Genomic DNA, 16,579 nt, shown 5'->3' with positions numbered 1-16,579 from the left:
GTCGCGTTCGGCAATTGCGTTGACCGCTGCCCAGGTTGCGCCCGCACCGACTCGGGCCACACGGGCTTGCGTATCGATGCGCACCGTGTTCAACCCGGAGGTGTCCACCAGCAACCGATCGGATTCGATCGGTGCGCCCGCCCCGTGTCCACTGGCCTGGACCGCGACCCCGAGATTGCGCTGGGCGGCCCACTGTACGGCCTGGGCGACCTCTTCGGTGCTGCGCGGGTGAGCCACGGCCGCGGGGCGCTGCAGCACCCTTGCGTTGTGCGGGTTGGTCGCGGCCCGGTATCCGGCGCTTCCCGGCGGTGAGAAGAGATCGGCTCTCATCTGGACACCAGCAGCAGCGCGGTGGTGACGAGCATGACGGCGGCGGTGCCGCCGTGGACGCCCCAGGCGATCGACTTGGAGCCGCCGTTGCGCAACACGATTGCCGCGTCGGCCAATGGAATGATGGTGGCGGCCAACATAACCCAGCCAACCAGGTGGGGCGTGCCCGCGACCATCAGGATGATGACGAACAGTCCTGTCGCGATGTCGCGCACGCCCTTGACGCTCAGGTAGGCGCCCGCGCCCGGCTGGTCGAGATCGGGCAGTACCCCATAGCCGGCGGCGGCGACGCGCGGTGCGAGCAGGAAACGCGCTCCGATGAAGATGATGCCCGCGGCGAGCAGTCCGGCGAGCGAATAGCCGATGATGGTAACGGTCATGTCGAATTCCCCTTCTAGCGGATTGGTGAAAATGGCATTGCTTCAAGCAATTTCGTCTCGACATCGACGATGTCGCCGACCTCGAAGCCGGCCATGTCGGCGGCGAAGTCCGGGCTGGCCATGACGCGTCGAGTGAGGTCCTCGGGGTCGGCACCCGCTGGGTATTGGATCAACGCGACGAGTTGGTTGGCGCCACCGCTTCGCTCGGTCCACACGCCGTGGGTGGCGATCCCGAATGTCTCGAAGGTGGGCACGTGGCGTGCCCAGTGCACCGTTGCATACCGCCGCAGCGCGCCTGGTGATCGCAGCGTGTAGATCCTGAGCTGGAACATGTCTTGACTCCCTCCACTCGCACTGCTAGCGACGCTAACCCTCGGACGTGGGCGTGTCAATAGCGGCGCTAGCTTTCCTAGTCGTGCTATCATCGGGTATGGCTATCGAGGATCGGCGTGAGCGGGAGCGGGCCGCAAGGCGGAGTTTGATCATTACGACGGCCCGCAGGTTGGCCGAGGCCGAAGGCTGGGATGCCGTCACCACTCGTCGGCTGTCGACCGAAATCGAATACAGCCAGCCGGTGCTGTACAAGCACTTCGCCGGCATGGAACAAATCGCCGACGCCGTGGCCGTCGACGGGTTTGGCGAGCTCGCCGACGCGATCCGCGACGCCCGTTCGGGAGCGGGAGCGGCCGGCGATGTCCTTACCCGAGTTGCGCAGGCATACCTTGACTTCGCCCGCGACAATCCGGCGGTATACGACGCCATGTTCACCCGCGCGACCACCTTGCGCTTCGCCGACGAAGAAACTCCCCCGGAGCTCACGGCAGGCTTTGCCGAACTGCGGCAAGCGGTACGCCTGGTCGCCGATGAGCAGCAGGCTGACGCGCTCACCGAAGTGTTGTGGGCTGCCCTGCACGGGCTAGTCACTCTCTCCCGTACCGGACGACTGCGTCCCGGGCAGGACGCGGAACGGCTCGAACTGCTCGTCGGGCGATTCACCGGCGGCGGGAAACCGTCACGCTGAGTCAAGCGGCGGACGCCGCGTGTCCTCGAGGACGAGCCGACGGGACTCTGGCGCCTGTGGTGGGGATCACGCCAAAACCGGGCATGCTTCGATGTCGAAGCGAGTTATGCCCGAGGGTAACTGCTTAGAACTTGAAGCATTTTAAGAGGCTTCGCCCGTATGACGTTGCATCGCAGCGTTTCTCGGCGCGAGCCGGCGATCGGAGGGCGTGGCGTTGTGCGCAACAGCCGCCCGGAAGGAGGCAGTGACATGACCAAGCTCGCACTCATCACGGGGGCCACCTCGGGCATCGGCAGGGCATATGCCGAACGCCTGGCCGCTGACGGGTACGACCTGGTGATCGTGGGCAGGCGCGAGCGGCGCTTGGCGGCGTTCGTCGATGCCCACCCGGAGGTCAAGGTCCGAACCGTCGTCGCCGATCTTTCCAATAGCGATGACGTCGACCGGGTGGCCGAGATCTGCACCACCGAACCCCTGACCCTGCTGGTGAACAACGCCGGGGTCGCCCACTACATGCCGCTGGCCCAACTGCCCGCGAGCAAGGCCAGGGAACTGGTGAACGTCAAGGTCCTCGCCCCCACGATGCTCACCCGCGCCGCAATCAGTGGGATGCAGCAGCGCGGTACAGGCGCGATCGTCAACATGGCGGGGATGATCGCCTTCAGCGGTCCCGCGCCGCATTCCCAGATGCCCCGCCGCGCCGTCTATGCGGGGACGCTGGCCCACCTCGTCGCGATGTCCCAAACCCTCGCCGCTGAGCTCGAAGGGACCGGCGTCGTGGTGCAGGTGGTGTGCCCTGGCGTGGTGGCAACCGAGTTTCACGAGCGCCAGGACATGGACGTCAGCGCGCTGCCCCGGATGAGCGCCGACGACGTCGTCACCGCGAGTTTGCGGGGGCTGCAGTTCGGCGAGACCGTCTGCGCCCCAGGCGTAGAGGACACCAACCTGCTCGATGCCGTTTTTCAAGCAGACCTCGCGGCTTTCGCCGCACAAAGTCCAGAGCTGGCCACGCGATACCGCGGTTGAGCCGCCACCCGCCACGAAAGGATTGCGAATGAATGCACCCGCAACCCCGTTGCCCGGAGGCACCTGGACGTTGGGCGACGCGACCGTCACCCGCTTCGGCTACGGCGCAATGCAATTGGCCGGGCCGTGGGTCATGGGGCCGCCGGCCGACCGGGACGAAGCCATCGCTGTGCTGCGCGAAGCCGTCGAGTTCGGCATCACCCACGTCGACACCAGCGACGCCTATGGACCGCGGATTACCAACACACTCATCCGCGAGGCGCTGCATCCCTACCCGCGCTCGTTGTTCATCGCGACGAAAGTTGGAGCACGCCGTGACGCGGAGGGCGGCTGGCCGACGGCAAGGCGGCCGGAGGATTTGCGCCGGCAGGTCCACGAAAACATCGACGCGCTCGGGGTCGACGTCCTCGACCTGGTGAACCTGCGCATGGGCGATGCCCAAGGCGTTCGACCCGAGCCGATCGCCGCAGCTTTCGAGACGCTGGTCGACCTGCAGCGGCAGGGCGTAATCCGTCACCTCGGCCTCAGCAACGTCACCGATGACCAAGTCGCCGAGGCGCGCGCGATGGCCCCGATCGTAAGTGTGCAGAACATGTACAACCTCGCCCACCGTGACGACGACAACCTGATCGACCGCCTCGCAGCCGACGGCATCGCCTATGTCCCCTTCTTTCCGCTCGGCGGGTTCACGCCCCTCCAGTCCGAGGCGCTTGCCAGGGTCGCGGCCCGGTTGGGGCCCCGCCGATATCGGTAGCGCTGGCCTGGTTGTTGCAGCGCTCTCCGAACATCCTGCTCATCCCCGGCACCTCCTCAAGGGCGCACTTGCGTGAGAACGTCGTTGGCGCGGGATTGCGCCTCACCGCCGAGGACATCGCCGAACTGGACGGTATCGCCGCCTGACCGGCACGCCGGGCCCCGAACGGTCTCCCGGAACGCCGGGGCAACGCTCGGGACCTCCCGCCGACACCGTGCTCGCGGTGACAACCGAACTTATTGACCGGCAACGGAATCGGATATCGGAGTCAACTCCGCATGGATCGTTCGGCCGAACTTGGACCGCATCAGCCGGTGCGCCGAAGGCACCAGCACGCCATGCAGGAGTGGATATTTCCGCCGGAGCAGACGCGCCGCATGCTGGTATTCGGCCCCCTCCAGCAGACGCGCGCGGCCGGCCAGCGCGGATCCCGTCGGCTTGCCCGACGCGGTCGCCGGGCCGAATTCGACATTTGGGTTACGGCGAATGCGGCGCACTTTGACCGCCCGTTCGAAACTGCGAAAGTAGGCGCGGTCCCCGTCCACCACGATGCTGACCGGGCTGGAGCCGGGCCTGCCGTCCTTGCGAAAGGTGGTGAGGCTGATGGTCTTTTGACGCACAAACGGCGCCAGCATCGGACTGGTCGCCGTGCTCACGGAGCCCAGCACGTGGCCGAGCTGGCGCAACCGCAGCACAAACGCCACGAGCAGGGCGGCCGACGTCCCACCGAGCACCCACGCTTGCGTGGTGGAACCACCGACGTCGAGGTCGACGATGTGGTTGACCGTGTGCACGGTGTTCGCCACCAGAAATCCGGCGAGCGCCGTCGCCAGCGCGTCCGCCCAGATCAGTGCGAGTAGCAGCGTGACGCCCAGGCCCAGCTGGAACGCACCCACGTCATGCAAGAAGTGCCGGTGCGTAGCGAAACCAACGGAATCGGCGAAGGAAGCCGGATCGACGAGGCACCAGATCCCGATTCCGGCCGTGACCGCCCCCACGGCCGCTGTCACCGCGATCAGATAGACCTGCGCAGGCGTACTCAAGCGATTCATCGTGTCGTCCTCCCGACATCCGTCGTACTCTCTGGTCGCTAGACGGGATAGGACAGCGATATGTGACGCGCGCCTACGCGCCTCAAGGATTTACGCGGAAGCGTTTGAGCCGTGACGCCGCTCCGGAGATCAATTCGACCCGGCTCCTGGGCAATTGGAGATGGGCCGCCAACAGCCGAGTGACGGCGTCGTTGGCCTTCCCGTCGACGGCCGGCTCGCGGACGTAGATCGTCAGCTCACCGTTGGGACCCACCTCGACGAGGGGTCCCTTACGGCTGCCGGGCTTGACCCTCACCACAACGGAGTCGTTCATGCGGCGAAAGCTACCGGCCGCCGTTGCACAGGCGCGAAGGCCGCGTTAGCCGGCCGGCGGTACCACCGGTGGGCGGCATTCGTTGGCGCCGGGATCCCACCACCAACCGTTGTCGCAAGCGAGCGGTTGTGGCCCGACCCCGAGGGGCCGGCACACATTCGCCGTCGGGTCCCACCATTGGCCCGGGTCGCATGCCAACGGTTGTGGCCCGACCCCGAGGGGTCGACAAACCTTGCCCGTCGGGTCCCACCATTCGCCGGCGCCGCAGTCGGCCGAACTCACGGCCGGCGTCGCGATCGTCACGGCTGCCATCGACGCGAATGCCATCATGGCGATGACCACAAGATGCCGAATGACCGTCCTCATCGCGGGCCTCCTCTCGTGATATGTGCATTATCGAACGAAGCCGGGGACAAAGGTCAATACCCGTCGTTGGGCCCGCAGCCGATCGCGCACGTCGGCGATGCGGTGTAATGCGATGCCGGAATGGAAAATGCGTCGTGTGGCGCTGTTGTAGCGTGACTCCGTGAAGTGTTCCCGGGCGCTGTTGACCATGCTCTGCACAGCGGCTGCGGTGATCGCTATTTCTCTGGCGGGCGGGCGATCTCACGCGGACAACGACGAGTTCGCCTACCCGTTCGCATGCGACAAGGCTTCCCTGACAGCGGATTTCGCGAGCCGCGACGGGTTGCCGCAAACGCAAGATCCTCCCGGCGACTGGTATCGCACGGACGCCGACGGGCATTACCTCAACCGAGGATGGGGCCCGCGGTCCGTCGCCCTGCCGCCGCCGGATATCCCGCAAGACGCGCGTTGTGATGCAAGCACCTGGAGACGGGAACGCGTCCTTGCCGTCGCCCTGCGCTACGTCTACTCCCCCGGCAACCCGCTGGGCCTGCAATACCGCCACCATCACATCCCCGGCTGGCAGCCACCAACATCGACCTATGCCGGCGCGCTCGGAGAGAATCCGGACCCCGACGCCCCGCAGGGGTTGACCGCCTGGGATCCCGGCCGCGGTCTGGACTGCTCGAATTTCACCGCCTGGGTCTACAACTACGGTCTCGGCATCAAGTTCGGCGGCGATGTCCACGAGCAGGCCGACGGCACCGCTGGTCCGATGGGCCGCCGCGTCCCGCAGGAAGGTCCGTTCCGGCCCGGAGATCTGATCTATCTGCACCCCAACGGAGATGCGAGCCGCGCCTCGCACGTCGTCATCTACGTCGACGACGGCCACATCATCGACAGCCGAGTCAACGCCCAAAACCGTCTCGGGGTCCAGGTTCGCAACCGATCGGGCTGGTACCGCGAGGCTGTCCTCGGCGGCTGGCGGCCGATCGACTGAGGCGCCCACGCGCCGGCTAGTAGCCTCGCGGTCGTGGCACTTCGCGACCATGGCGACCCCGACGGCGCGCCCTCCGCGCCCCCGCCGCTTCGGCCGCCGACCAACCCCACGCGGCCATCGGCGGCGGAGCAGGCCCGCACCATCGCGGCCGCCACCAACGCCGCCGCGCTGGCCTCGTTAACCCCCGACGGCGACCCCTGGGCGTCGCTGGTGGCCTATGGATTGCTGGGCGGGGCTCCGGTGCTGTGCGTGTCAAACCTCGCCGAACATGGTCGCAACCTGGCCGCCGACCCGCGGGCGAGCCTGTCCATCGTCGCGCCCGCCGCCGAACCTGACCCGCTGGCGGGCGGCCGCATCACCCTGGCGGGCAGGGTCGCTCCCCCATTGGCCGACGACCAAGGCGCGGCGCGGACCGCCTACCTGAACGCGGTGCCCGAAGCCCGCCATTACGTCGACTTCACCGACTTCACCCTGTGGGTGCTGAGCGTGCGCAGGGTGCGCTGGGTGGGTGGCTACGGCCGGATGGACTCGGCAACCGGCGACGAGTACGCGGCCGCCGCGCCGGATCCGGTCGCGCCGGCCGCGCCGAGGGCCCTGGCGCACCTCAACGCCGACCACAGCGACGCCCTGACGGCGATGGCGCGCGCGTTCGGCGGCTATCCGGACGCCGATACCGCGGTGTGCACCGGCATCGACCGGTACGGGCTGGACCTGCGCGTACACACTCCGCGCGGGGTGGCCTACACCCGCGTCGGGTTTCCGGAACGGCTGCATTCTGCCGACCAATTACGTTCGGCGACAGCTGATTTGGCCCGAAGTGCGGGGCGACCCGGATAACTGCCGGGCTCGGTTGCGCGGGGTCGGCAGGCCGGCCGAGGGAGCCGGTGGGTGGAGGTCCGCGGCGTGCAGCGATGAATTCTGCACGCTCCACCGGTCAGACCTTTCGGACCGACGAATTTCGAGCAAAGGTGGATCCCATGTCCGTACACACGACCCTGCCGCCCGTGGTCGATCGACAAACCTGGCGCGCGGCGCTCGACGAACTGCGCGAACGCGAGAAGGCGGCCACCCGCGAATTGGATGCGATCGCCGCCCAGCGCCGCCGTCTGCCGATGGTCGAGTTGCCCGACTACACCCTGATGGGCGCCGACGGGCCGATTCGCCTGGCGGACGTGTTCGACGGCCGCTCGCAGTTGATCGTCTACCACCACATGTGGTCCGACGGCGCGGAGTGGCAGTGCAGCGGGTGCACGGGCTTTACGTCGCAATTCACCCGCCTGGAGTTCCTGGACAACTATGACGCCCGGTTCGTCATCGTGACGAACGGCCCGATCGCAGAAGCTCCCGCCTACAAGCACAGGGTCGGCAACCGCATGGACTGGTATTCGTCCTCAGAGAGCCCGTTCGCCGCCGACGTGGACGCGCCGCCCGGCGGTGGCTTCGGGGTCAACGTGTTCCTCCGCGACGGCGAGACCGTCTACCGCACGTGGCATACCAACGGGCGAGGCACCGAGCAACTGAGTCACACATTCGGGCTGATCGACATCCTGCCGTGGGGCCGCCAAGAGGAATGGCTCGATTCGCCCGAAGGCTGGCCGTCACGGCCCACCTACTCGGGTTGGCTCGACTCGCCCGCCATCGCGGCCGCCTACGGCCCCCGGACAGGTGCAGACAACCATGAACGCTGAACGCTACGTCGTTACCCGCACCATCGCCGCTACCCCGGCGGAGATCTTCGCCGTCCTCGCCGACCCGTCCCGCCACCAGAACACCGAGCCCACCGATTGGGTCCGCGATGCGGTGGACACCGACCCCATCACCACCGCGGGACAGATGTTCGCGATGAACATGTACCTCCCACAGGCCGGCGGCGACTACGTCACGCACAACCTGGTCGATGTCTTCGATGCGGAGCGCTCGATCGGCTGGAAGCCGGGCGTGCTCGACGACGCCGGCAACCATACGGCCGGCGGCTGGTTCTGGCGCTACGACCTCGTCCCCAACGGCGATGGAACGGACGTCACCCTCACGTACGACTGGAGCGGCACATCGCAGGATTTCCGGGACCGCGTGGGCAAGATTCCGATCTTCGCTGAGGATTACCTCGCCGAGTCGCTGGCCTCGCTGGAGCGCTCGGTGGTGGGCTGATGACTCGGGGCGCCGATCGGCTACTGTGCGGCCAGCGTGGAATTCGCTGAGACGCAGGAGATCTCGGAAGCGGGCAGCGGGCTGCAGAAGAAATTTCCTTGTACTGCATCGCATCCGTAGTCCTTGAGCCGCTGGGCGGTGGCGCTGTCCTCGACACCTTCCGCAACGGTGGCGATGCCGAACGCGGATGCCAGCTCGATGACCGAGCGTGCAATGGTGGCGGCCCGGTCGTCGTGCACGATCGGCGCTATGAATTCCCGGCCGAGCTTGATCTCGTCGGCCGGGAGTTCGCGCAGATAGGTGAGAGTGGCGTAGCCGCTGCCGAAGTCGTCGATCGCCACCCGGATGCCGTTTTCACGGAGACGATTGAGCACCGTTCGGGCCCTCGCAAAGTCGGCCACCATCAAATCCTCGGTGATCTCGATCGTGAGGCAACTGGGCGGCATCCCTCGCTCCGCGAGCACGGACATGATGCGGTCCGGCAGCGCATCATTGTCTAGAGACGGCGCCCCCAGGTTGATTGCGACCGGGATCGCTGTGCCCGCCGCGTACCACGCGGCAGCGTCGGAGACGGCCCGCGTCAGCACCAGATCGGTAAGCACATGTATCAGCCCGTGCTCGCGGACCAGCGGTAAGAACTCGTCGGGGCCCAGCACGCCGAACCGCGGGTGCTGCCAGCGCACCAGCGCCTCTACTCCGGTCACCGAACCGGTCGACATGGAGAATTTCGGCTGGTAGAGCAAGGTCAGCGAATCGTTCTCAATGGCCCGTCTCAGTTCGCCGAGCAGTTGCAATCGCGCGATGGCACCGGCATGTGGCGGCAACCCGGCGAGCTGCGCGTCCATCTCAGAGTTGAACGTTCGCACGTTGGTGGAGCTGGGCAGCCGGGCGTACGACCGTGCGGCATCGGCCTGTTTGAGAAGATCGCCCGGCGTCAGGGCCTGTGTTCCGGCCGAGGCCACGCCGATGCTCAAACGTACGTCCAGCCGGTGATCCTCGACGGCGACGGGTTCCTCGAAAGACCTTGCCAGCCCGTTGGCAACCTGCTCGGCCACGTCGGGACGGTCCTCGACCAACACCGCAAACTCGTCGCCCCCCATCCGCGCAACGGTGTGGCTGTCGCTGATGTTGGCCTGGATCCGCTCGCCGACGTCGCGTAGCAGTTCGTCGCCCACGTCATAACCCAGCGTGTCATTCACCAGCTTGAAATCGTCGACGCCCACCGTCATCACGCTGACGGGCACGTCGTGCTGAACGTGGAGGCGAAGCGCATGCGCCAGGCGATCGTTGAACAGGCGGTGATTTGCCAACCCGGTCAGCGGGTCCCGCAAAGCGGCGTCGGATACCGCGGCGAGGAGGCGTTGCTTTCGGTCCAGGAGCAAGATGTGGCGGGCCACGGTGGTGACGAACAGCACCACGCAGACCGAGAAGATGAACGCCTCACCCCGGTACGCCGGCCAAAAGTGCACGGCGGCAACGGCAATGGCCAGCAGCACGGCCAGGTACGGCAGCCAGAGCGCCGCTCGCGACGACGGTTGCGAAAACCCGAAGTCGGGCTCCGGTCCCGGCCGAGAAGTAAGACCGGACAGCGAGAAAAAGTACATGCCGACGGCCCAACCGAGAACGACGAGATCGTTCGGTGCCCGGTCCGCATGATCCTGATAGGCGTGGACCACCCCGGCGGCGGCGATGATTCCCCATCCCAGCATCATCAGCGTCGGGGAAAGCTTGCGGCCCGGCTCGGCCTTGCGCACCACGATGAAGGCAGTGGCGACAAGCCCTAAATACACGCCGGCGGCGGCGGCCAACACCACTTGCGGGACGCTGAACGTCACTGCGAGTCGAGCCGTCCGCCCCAGCGGCAGAATGACGAGCACCACCAGCAGCGACGCGGTGATGAGGATGCCGTCGAGGAGGAGGCCGATCCCGAATCGGGAGTCGTCCCGGCTGGGAATCGTGATCGCGGCGCCCAACGCGCACAGCGGCAAAATCAGGTAGCCCAGGTTGGCCGGAGAGAGGTCCGCGACCGGAAGAGCGCCTCCCAAGGCGACGTAGCACCACACCGCTTCGCCCGCAGTCCAACCGACCAATCCGGTAGACATGGCGGCCCAGGCCAGGCGCTGGCGGCCTCGAGAACCGTGGGCGGCTATGACCGCACACGCAATGGCGAGTATGCCCGCAACGACCGAGCCCGCCGGGGCGAGTACCGCCCGGCCCGGGGCGCTCGAGGTCAACAACGTCGCCGCGAACACGACGAGCCCGACGGTTGCCAACACGACCAGCACCAGTCGGCTCCGCGTCAGTGACAACATTCCCCTTACTCTGTCGGGCGAGGTTCGCAAGCAGGATAAGACACACCGCGAAAGTACTTCTGCGGATTTGCTTACCTGTTTCTCGGCCATTACGGAGCTGAACACCTCACCCGGGTCGAGTCGCTTCGGCTAGCCGAAGCGCCGCCTCCACGCGCTTCGCGCCGCGCGACAGTGCGCGGCCTGCGCAGCGCTGGGCGATGAGGCCCGCCCGGATCTGAGTTCGACGAGAACCTTCTAGGGCCGCGGATGCGTCGGGCGGTGCCCCGGGAGCGTTGTCAGGTGCAAAGGGACGGGGCGTCGCACACATTGCCGGGGCAATAGATCGAATGTGCGGCATCGACCATGGTTCCGACGTCTAACAGCGTGACGCCCCGCGCGTTCAGGTGGGCGTGCACGTCGTCGGCGATCTGTTGGGGCGTCCAGCCCCAGGTGAGGTCGTAACAGATCAGGTGCGCCTCCCCGATGAGCGCCTCCTCCGTCTGCGGTGGCCAGGTCAGGCCGACGGCGTGCAGCTGTGCGAGGTAGGCGTCGTCCTGGGGGGTATTGGCAGTTGCGGTGGCGGCGCTGCCGACGAGGGCAGCGCCGGCCATCAACGGAATGCTCAGTGCGGCCAACCAGCGAGGTGAGGGCATTCGATTCGCTCCCTTTCTGCCGGGCCGCCATACCTGCGGGGCTCAAAGCAGCACGGATGAAGAATATCGAAAGCTCCGGAAGCTGGCTCGCTGAAATGACAGCGCGTTTGACGACCCGTGGGCCGCCTGCGCGCGATGCAAGGGGCGGTCGGTAGCGTGACGGCCGTGAAGTCTTCCGTGGTGTATTCCTGTGTCGCGGCCTGCGTCGCGGCGACCGTCTTTGCGATAGCCGCGCCGGACACCGCGCTGGCAGCCGGTTCATGCCCGACGGCGCCACCGCAGAGCGGTGGAACGCCCGACTGGACACTGACCGGGACCACCGGCAGCGTCGCGGTCACCGGATCCACCGACACGACAGCTCCGCGCGTGGACGTGACGCCCCCGTTCAGCGTGACCCAGACCCAGGTGCACACCCTGCACGCCGGAGACGGACCGGTGGTCTCACCCACGGCCACGGTGTCGGTCTGCTACATGGGGGTCAATGGGCGTGACGGGTCGGTATTCGACAGCTCCTACCAACGCGGCGCCGCCATCGATTTCCCGCTCAACGGCGTCGTACCCGGCTTCCAGAAGGCCATCGCGGGACAAAAGGTGGGATCCACGGTCGCCGTCGCGATGACCTCGGCCGATGGCTACCCCAACGGTCAGCCCAGCGCCGGCATCCGCCCGGGTGACTCGCTCGTCTTCGCGATCAAGATCCTGAGCGCCTCGGGCTAGCTTCGCGCACCAAACCCCTTGGCGCTCAACTGTTCAGCGGTGCGAACATGAGCGCGGGATCGATGCCGAGCTGCTGAGCGACGTGCGTCGTGTCCCAATACTCCCGCCAGTACGTGATCGCGCCGTCGCGGACTCCGAAGAACGCCGTGACGTAGAACGTGACGGCGACGCCGTTCATGGCGTTCACATCGACGCGCTCGACGACGACTTCGTTCCTTGCGCGTCGGTGTTTGCCGAACTGTAGACGTAGACGCTCGTCTGCGTTCGGCTTCGCGAGAAAGCTCAGGGACGACGCAGGGCGACGATGGTGACGTCGTCTTCGATGTGGCCCGACGCCATCTCCGTCCAGATCCGGGACGCGGGTGGCTCGCCGGCGCGGCTCAGGGTCGCGGCCAACCGGTCGAGGCCATCGTCGATCGCCTCCCCGCGACGCTCCACCAGTCCGTCGGAGTACAAGACCAGCCCGTGCCCGGGCTCGATGGTGAACGTGCTCGGCGCGTAGGTCACGCCCTTGATACCGATCGGTGGTGACAGCCGTATGGGCGCGGCGACGGCCGCCGGCACCCTGTTGGTCAGGAACGGCATCAAGTGGCCGGCCGACGCGGCCTCCACATGTCCCGAGGACAGGTCGACCCGGGCGGCGACGACGGTGGCGAATGCGCCGGGCAGCATGTGCAAGCAGAAGTCATTGAGCTGTCCGAGGGCCTCGGCCGGTTGCGCCCCGGCGAACAGCTGGGCGCGCAGGGCGTTGCGCAGCGCCGCCATGATCCCGGCGGCCGCGATGCCGTGTCCGGCGACGTCGCCGATCAGCACGATCAGCCTGCCGTCGCGCAGCTCGAACGCGTCGTACCAGTCGCCGCCGACGTTGTCGCCCGCGGCCGGCTCGTAGTGGGCGGACAGGTGCCAGCTCTCGAGCGTCGGGATCGCCTCGGGCAGCAGGCTGCGTTGCAGCGTCTCGGCCACCCGCAGCGCGCCCCGCGTGCGGCGATACAGCGACTCCACCAGATGGCGGCGCAATGCTCCGGCGGATTCGGCATCGTTCGGCGTCCACGGCTCGCAACGCCGGCGAACCACCTCGCGCCACCGCTCGAACGACTTGCGCGGGCTCAGCCTGACCGCCGCGCCCTCGCTGACCGCTATCGCCTTGTTGTGCGGGTCGCCGCCCCAGTCCACCGAGCGCAGCACCTCGCGCCGAAACCAGACGGCGTGCTGGCCATCGGGCAGGTTGATCGCGAGCGCGCCGGCGGCCAGTTGAGGATCGAGGCCGAGCCCGGGCAACTCGCGCGACAAGCAATCGGTCACGGCGACCTCGTCGTCCGCGCCGCGGGCCCAGCCCATGACGGCGGCGACCACCTCCGGCGGCGGAACCGAGCCGAGGGCCCGGCGATCGCCCTGAATGTCCACGACGACACCGTCGGCGGGCACGAGATCGAGCAGGTCGGGCGCCCCGAGCAGCGCCCCCGTCAGGGACTCGGCGTCGTTGAGCGTGGCGGCGGTCAGCTTGCCCAGCACCGCCTGTGCGGCCAGCCGCCTGTGCAGCTGCTCGTCTTCGAACCGATCCACGAGCCGCAGCGACAGGGTGGAGCCGAGGAACTCCGCCGCCGCTCGGGTGCCGAACGGCGGCAGGTGGGCGCCGGCGTAGTGGTGGCAGGCGATGAGGCCCCACAATCTCCCCTGCCGTAGCAACGAGATCGACATCGAGGCGTGCACGCCCATGTTCTGCAGGTATTCGATGTGCATGGGCGAGACGCTGCGCAGCGTCGCGTACGTGAGGTCCAGCGGCATGCCGCTCGCCGGGTCGACGGACGGCACCAGCGGCGCCGGCGTGTAGTCGACGTCGGAGATCAGGCGAATCCAATTCTTCTCGTACAGCGCACGCGCCTGCGCCGGGATGTCGGTGGACGGGTAGTGCAAACCGAGGAAGGAGTTCAGGTCCTCCCGCTTGGATTCGGCGACGACCTCGCCGTTGTACTCCTCGTCGTAGCGGTACACCATCACCCGGTCGAACGCGGTCAGGTCGCGAACCGCCCGCGCGGCGGTGTCGTAGAGCTCGGGCAGCGTCTCGGCCCGGTTCAACTCCTCCACCGCACCCCGCACCGCCTGGTAGGTGTTCGGAAACGACACCGGCCGCTCGCCGTAGGCGATCTCGAGCTCCACCAGGAGCACACCGCCGAAGTCGTGGTGCACGATGGCGTCGAACGCGCGCGGCTCGCCGCCGACGTCGATCGAGCACTCGATCGGGTTGCGATGTCGCAAGTCGCCGTAGGTCCTGGCCGTCTGCTCGATGCGAGCGGCCTGCTCGGGACCGATCAGTGCCGACAGGTGCCGCCCCAGGACGGCATCCACTGGTTGACCGAGCAGGTCGCCGACGTTGGCGCTGACCTGCCGCACCTCGAAATCGGACTCGCGCACCACCGCGAGAACACCGCGCGGCTGGATGCTTCCCGGGACATGGATCGGCTCGCGCGCGCAGTTATCGAGGTCAATCGGCGTGCCGACCGGAAGGAGGTCGTCGCTCGGCGGGCTCTCCACCGTCCCCCGAAGGACACGGGAATCGCCGCTGTTCACGCAATCAGCTCTGTCGGTTCGCTGATGGGTGGCCGCCCGGGGCCCGATGTCAAAGCCCGATACCTAGAGCACCCAATTTATTTCCCCTCCCTACGCGCCGAGTCGAGATTCGACGACGACGCCGGTGGGGCCACCCCGTTGCTTGAGGCTCACCCGTTTCATCCGTGTCAATTACTCGAGCCTAGGCGTTGCGGTTGCCTCCGTCACCTTCATGCCCGCAATCGCCAAGGTAATCTGAGCAGGACATGCGCCCGATTGACAGTCCAACACGCGGCCGATTGTCGATCGCGATGAAGGAGGGGTCGGCGGCCGAACACGTCGCCGCCGAGCAGAGCGCTTTCATTTCCGAACTGCTGGCCGGCCGGGTGACCGCGCGCGGCTATTCCGAATATCTGCTTCGGCTACGCGTGGTGTACGCCGCCCTCGAGGATGCCATGCGGGCCTGTCGCAAGGACCCCATGGTCGCCGCCGTGTACGACCCGGCATTGGAGCGCGTCGCGGCCATCGACGCCGATCTGCGGCACTGGCGCACCGACGGCACGCGGGATGTCGACTCCCCCGCGGCGACCGCATACAGCGAGCGGATCGCCGCGCTGGCGTGGGGTGGCTCGCTTCTGGCCCACCACTACACGCGCTACCTCGGAGACCTCTCCGGAGGCCGGATCATCCTCCACGCCCTCGATCGCGCATTTGATCTTCGCGGCGTCGGGGTCGCGTTCTACGAATTCCCCATGCGGCCCAAGCCGTACAAAGACTCCTATCGTGCCCGCCTTGACGCGCTCCGCCCGAGCGCGCGCGACGTCGATCGCATCGTCGACGAGGTCAGAGTGGCCTTCGGGTTGAATCACGCACTGCTCGACGAACTCGCCGGCGACTAGCGCCGGCGCTGCCGCGATCGCGCGAGGCGCCTAGATGGGGCCGGGCAGCTCACCCAGCTCGGTCAATTCGGCGTGGACCGAACCGATAGCCGCGCGGTACTGGTCGTCAGTGAGCGTGTTGTTGTAGTAGCGGTTCATGCGCAGCTGGTATTGGAGATCCCTCAGCCGGCGAATGCGCTCCAGCCTGGCGGTGTCGCTCGCCGAGAACTTCAATTGCTCGGCGGTGATGCGGCCCGCCATGACCTGCTCGATGGGTTCGAGCCGGTATCCGCGGCCTTCGAGGTACTCGAAATACGGCTTGAGGTATGGGCGTTCCCCGGCTCGCCAGTTGCCGCGGACGGCGTTCCACTCGAACGCGTAAAGAACCATCGCCAGGGTCACCACCGCCGGGCGGGTGTCGAAATCGGTTGATAGCTCGAGGTTCTCGTATCGCGCTTCGTCGGTCGTCAACAGTTGCGCGGCCACATCCATGCTGGCGGGGCAGTGCCGATCGGCCAGGTAGTGGAAGTTCCGGGCGATGAACGCCTCGGTCCCGGGCGGCGGTGTGTGCCGCGGGAGGATATTCGTGCGAATCCAGTCCCGGCGCGCGGTAGCGATCGCGGCGGCGCGTCGATTCAGCTCATGCACCAGGGTCCAATCGGTATTGGCCTGTGCCGCGGCTTCGGACTGCAGCTTCGTCGGCTGGGCGCCGGTGTAGGTGGGGCCGGCCGTCAGTTCGCTGAGTGCCAGGGGGCGCGCCATATCCCAGGTCAGGTAGCGGACGTAGACGTCGAGGTCCGGGATTCGCGCCCAGCGGGCCAGCTCGCCCAACGTCGTCTTGCCTGACGCGAATCTGCAGATGTTGGGTTCTTGTTTGAGGTCATCGCGGGTGTAGATCGCGCCGAGCTCGCGTCGACGCCCCTGGTCCTCGGTGTTGACCTCGACGATCCACCCGGCCGGGCCGGCGATTCCCGGTACATAGTGGGTGATCTCAACCAGCAGGTCGTCGACGGTGGCCGACTCGGGCATGACCCAGAAGACCCGATGGGACTCGACGTCGTCGCCCATCGCCACGCTGTCGCGATCCAGCGTCACATTTACCGTGTCGGTCATGCTCGGGATTA

At 67.1% G+C, this 16,579-nt stretch carries 19 protein-coding genes and 1 pseudogene; 9 read left to right on the top strand and 11 right to left on the bottom strand.

The window, feature by feature from the left end:
• From A9X05_RS27190 to A9X05_RS27180, 3 genes are all read right to left on the bottom strand, one after another.
• The coding region (locus tag A9X05_RS27190; protein ID WP_156737031.1) for an FAD-binding oxidoreductase at positions 1 to 330 on the bottom strand (330 nt) is incomplete at its 3' end.
• The gene (locus A9X05_RS27185; protein ID WP_067785297.1) at positions 327 to 710 is read right to left on the bottom strand and encodes a DUF4267 domain-containing protein; all 384 of its coding nucleotides are present in this window, start codon (positions 708 to 710) and stop codon (positions 327 to 329) included. The genes A9X05_RS27190 and A9X05_RS27185, both read right to left, overlap by 4 nt.
• Before the next feature lie 14 nt (positions 711 to 724).
• Positions 725 to 1,042 carry an NIPSNAP family protein gene (locus A9X05_RS27180; protein WP_067785294.1) on the bottom strand — a complete coding sequence of 106 codons (318 nt, stop codon included), beginning with the start codon at positions 1,040 to 1,042 and terminating at the stop codon, positions 725 to 727.
• Positions 1,043 to 1,140: 98 nt separating this feature from the next.
• On the opposite strand from A9X05_RS27180, the gene A9X05_RS27175 reads away from it, so the two are divergent.
• The 3 genes and pseudogenes from A9X05_RS27175 (at position 1,141) to A9X05_RS27165 (ending at position 3,657) form a co-directional block, all read left to right on the top strand.
• The gene (locus tag A9X05_RS27175; protein WP_067785291.1) at positions 1,141 to 1,731 is read left to right on the top strand and encodes a TetR/AcrR family transcriptional regulator; all 591 of its coding nucleotides are present in this window, start codon (positions 1,141 to 1,143) and stop codon (positions 1,729 to 1,731) included.
• A gap of 249 nt (positions 1,732 to 1,980) precedes the next feature.
• Complete coding sequence (locus A9X05_RS27170) at positions 1,981 to 2,757, top strand: SDR family oxidoreductase (RefSeq protein ID WP_067785288.1); 777 nt, start codon at positions 1,981 to 1,983, stop codon at positions 2,755 to 2,757.
• A gap of 28 nt (positions 2,758 to 2,785) precedes the next feature.
• Positions 2,786 to 3,657: pseudogene (locus A9X05_RS27165) on the top strand (oxidoreductase).
• A 90-nt stretch (positions 3,658 to 3,747) separates the two neighbouring features.
• On the opposite strand, the gene A9X05_RS27160 reads toward A9X05_RS27165, so the two are convergent.
• From A9X05_RS27160 to A9X05_RS27150, 3 genes are all read right to left on the bottom strand, one after another.
• Positions 3,748 to 4,563 (bottom strand): PPOX class F420-dependent oxidoreductase, encoded by an 816-nt coding sequence (locus tag A9X05_RS27160; RefSeq protein WP_067785285.1) that lies wholly within the window; start codon positions 4,561 to 4,563, stop codon positions 3,748 to 3,750.
• Positions 4,564 to 4,645: 82 nt separating this feature from the next.
• Positions 4,646 to 4,876, bottom strand: coding sequence for a DUF167 domain-containing protein (locus A9X05_RS27155; protein WP_067750748.1), 231 nt, complete (start codon positions 4,874 to 4,876; stop codon positions 4,646 to 4,648).
• A 45-nt stretch (positions 4,877 to 4,921) separates the two neighbouring features.
• Entirely contained in the window at positions 4,922 to 5,242 is a 321-nt protein-coding gene (locus A9X05_RS27150; RefSeq protein ID WP_067750745.1) for a hypothetical protein, read from the bottom strand.
• Between the two features lie 160 nt (positions 5,243 to 5,402).
• Here A9X05_RS27150 and A9X05_RS27145 point away from each other — a divergent pair, with 160 nt between their 5' ends.
• The 4 genes from A9X05_RS27145 (at position 5,403) to A9X05_RS27130 (ending at position 8,369) form a co-directional block, all read left to right on the top strand.
• Positions 5,403 to 6,221 carry an NlpC/P60 family protein gene (locus A9X05_RS27145; RefSeq protein WP_156669983.1) on the top strand — a complete coding sequence of 273 codons (819 nt, stop codon included), beginning with the start codon at positions 5,403 to 5,405 and terminating at the stop codon, positions 6,219 to 6,221.
• 33 nt (positions 6,222 to 6,254) lie between these two features.
• The gene (locus A9X05_RS27140) at positions 6,255 to 7,058 is read left to right on the top strand and encodes a HugZ family protein (protein ID WP_067750739.1); all 804 of its coding nucleotides are present in this window, start codon (positions 6,255 to 6,257) and stop codon (positions 7,056 to 7,058) included.
• A 140-nt stretch (positions 7,059 to 7,198) separates the two neighbouring features.
• Complete coding sequence (locus tag A9X05_RS27135) at positions 7,199 to 7,909, top strand: DUF899 family protein (RefSeq protein WP_067785282.1); 711 nt, start codon at positions 7,199 to 7,201, stop codon at positions 7,907 to 7,909.
• Positions 7,899 to 8,369, top strand: coding sequence for an SRPBCC family protein (locus tag A9X05_RS27130; RefSeq protein WP_067785278.1), 471 nt, complete (start codon positions 7,899 to 7,901; stop codon positions 8,367 to 8,369). Before A9X05_RS27135 ends, A9X05_RS27130 begins: the two co-directional genes overlap by 11 nt.
• Positions 8,370 to 8,389: 20 nt before the next feature.
• Here the strand turns inward: A9X05_RS27130 and A9X05_RS27125 are convergent, their stop codons facing one another.
• Positions 8,390 to 10,681, bottom strand: a complete 2,292-nt coding sequence (locus A9X05_RS27125) for a bifunctional diguanylate cyclase/phosphodiesterase (protein ID WP_067785266.1) — start codon at positions 10,679 to 10,681, stop codon at positions 8,390 to 8,392.
• Between the two features lie 275 nt (positions 10,682 to 10,956).
• Positions 10,957 to 11,271 (bottom strand): DUF732 domain-containing protein, encoded by a 315-nt coding sequence (locus A9X05_RS27120; RefSeq protein WP_082950318.1) that lies wholly within the window; start codon positions 11,269 to 11,271, stop codon positions 10,957 to 10,959.
• 198 nt (positions 11,272 to 11,469) lie between these two features.
• Between A9X05_RS27120 and A9X05_RS27115 the strand changes: the two genes are divergently transcribed.
• On the top strand, positions 11,470 to 12,030 hold the full coding sequence (locus tag A9X05_RS27115) for an FKBP-type peptidyl-prolyl cis-trans isomerase (RefSeq protein WP_156737028.1): 561 nt from the start codon (positions 11,470 to 11,472) through the stop codon (positions 12,028 to 12,030).
• A gap of 25 nt (positions 12,031 to 12,055) precedes the next feature.
• On the opposite strand, the gene A9X05_RS31430 is transcribed toward A9X05_RS27115, so the two are convergent.
• A complete protein-coding gene (locus tag A9X05_RS31430; protein WP_231972791.1) occupies positions 12,056 to 12,316 on the bottom strand; it encodes a limonene-1,2-epoxide hydrolase family protein in 261 nt (86 codons plus the stop codon).
• Positions 12,313 to 14,598: a SpoIIE family protein phosphatase gene (locus A9X05_RS27105; RefSeq protein WP_231978480.1), complete on the bottom strand. Its 2,286-nt coding sequence runs from the start codon at positions 14,596 to 14,598 to the stop codon at positions 12,313 to 12,315. The genes A9X05_RS31430 and A9X05_RS27105 overlap by 4 nt, the downstream gene beginning before the upstream one ends.
• A gap of 245 nt (positions 14,599 to 14,843) precedes the next feature.
• Here A9X05_RS27105 and A9X05_RS27100 point away from each other — a divergent pair, with 245 nt between their 5' ends.
• A complete protein-coding gene (locus A9X05_RS27100) occupies positions 14,844 to 15,476 on the top strand; it encodes a heme oxygenase (biliverdin-producing) (protein ID WP_067750713.1) in 633 nt (210 codons plus the stop codon).
• A 30-nt stretch (positions 15,477 to 15,506) separates the two neighbouring features.
• Here A9X05_RS27100 and A9X05_RS27095 read toward each other — a convergent pair whose 3' ends face one another.
• Positions 15,507 to 16,568 carry a hypothetical protein gene (locus tag A9X05_RS27095; protein WP_067785259.1) on the bottom strand — a complete coding sequence of 354 codons (1,062 nt, stop codon included), beginning with the start codon at positions 16,566 to 16,568 and terminating at the stop codon, positions 15,507 to 15,509.
• Between the last annotated feature and the right edge of the window lie 11 nt (positions 16,569 to 16,579).

The organism is Mycobacterium sp. E3298, assembly GCF_001666895.1.
Classification (GTDB): Bacteria; Actinomycetota; Actinomycetes; order Mycobacteriales; family Mycobacteriaceae; genus Mycobacterium.
The sequence above is the reverse complement of the archived record's forward strand: the minus strand, read 5'-3'. Positions and strand labels throughout refer to the sequence as shown.

Bases quoted from the DNA above. Each gene is read 5' to 3' on its own strand.
- A9X05_RS27185 (WP_067785297.1), bottom strand. From the start codon at position 710: ATGACCGTTACCATCATCGGCTATTCGCTCGCCGGACTGCTCGCCGCG.
- A9X05_RS27180 (WP_067785294.1), bottom strand. From the start codon at position 1,042: ATGTTCCAGCTCAGGATCTACACGCTGCGATCACCAGGCGCGCTGCGG.
- A9X05_RS27175 (WP_067785291.1), top strand. From the start codon at position 1,141: ATGGCTATCGAGGATCGGCGTGAGCGGGAGCGGGCCGCAAGGCGGAGT.
- A9X05_RS27170 (WP_067785288.1), top strand. From the start codon at position 1,981: ATGACCAAGCTCGCACTCATCACGGGGGCCACCTCGGGCATCGGCAGG.
- A9X05_RS27160 (WP_067785285.1), bottom strand. From the start codon at position 4,563: ATGAATCGCTTGAGTACGCCTGCGCAGGTCTATCTGATCGCGGTGACA.
- A9X05_RS27155 (WP_067750748.1), bottom strand. From the start codon at position 4,876: ATGAACGACTCCGTTGTGGTGAGGGTCAAGCCCGGCAGCCGTAAGGGA.
- A9X05_RS27150 (WP_067750745.1), bottom strand. From the start codon at position 5,242: ATGAGGACGGTCATTCGGCATCTTGTGGTCATCGCCATGATGGCATTC.
- A9X05_RS27135 (WP_067785282.1), top strand. From the start codon at position 7,199: ATGTCCGTACACACGACCCTGCCGCCCGTGGTCGATCGACAAACCTGG.
- A9X05_RS27130 (WP_067785278.1), top strand. From the start codon at position 7,899: ATGAACGCTGAACGCTACGTCGTTACCCGCACCATCGCCGCTACCCCG.
- A9X05_RS27125 (WP_067785266.1), bottom strand. From the start codon at position 10,681: ATGTTGTCACTGACGCGGAGCCGACTGGTGCTGGTCGTGTTGGCAACC.
- A9X05_RS27120 (WP_082950318.1), bottom strand. From the start codon at position 11,271: ATGGCCGGCGCTGCCCTCGTCGGCAGCGCCGCCACCGCAACTGCCAAT.
- A9X05_RS27100 (WP_067750713.1), top strand. From the start codon at position 14,844: ATGCGCCCGATTGACAGTCCAACACGCGGCCGATTGTCGATCGCGATG.
- A9X05_RS27095 (WP_067785259.1), bottom strand. From the start codon at position 16,568: ATGACCGACACGGTAAATGTGACGCTGGATCGCGACAGCGTGGCGATG.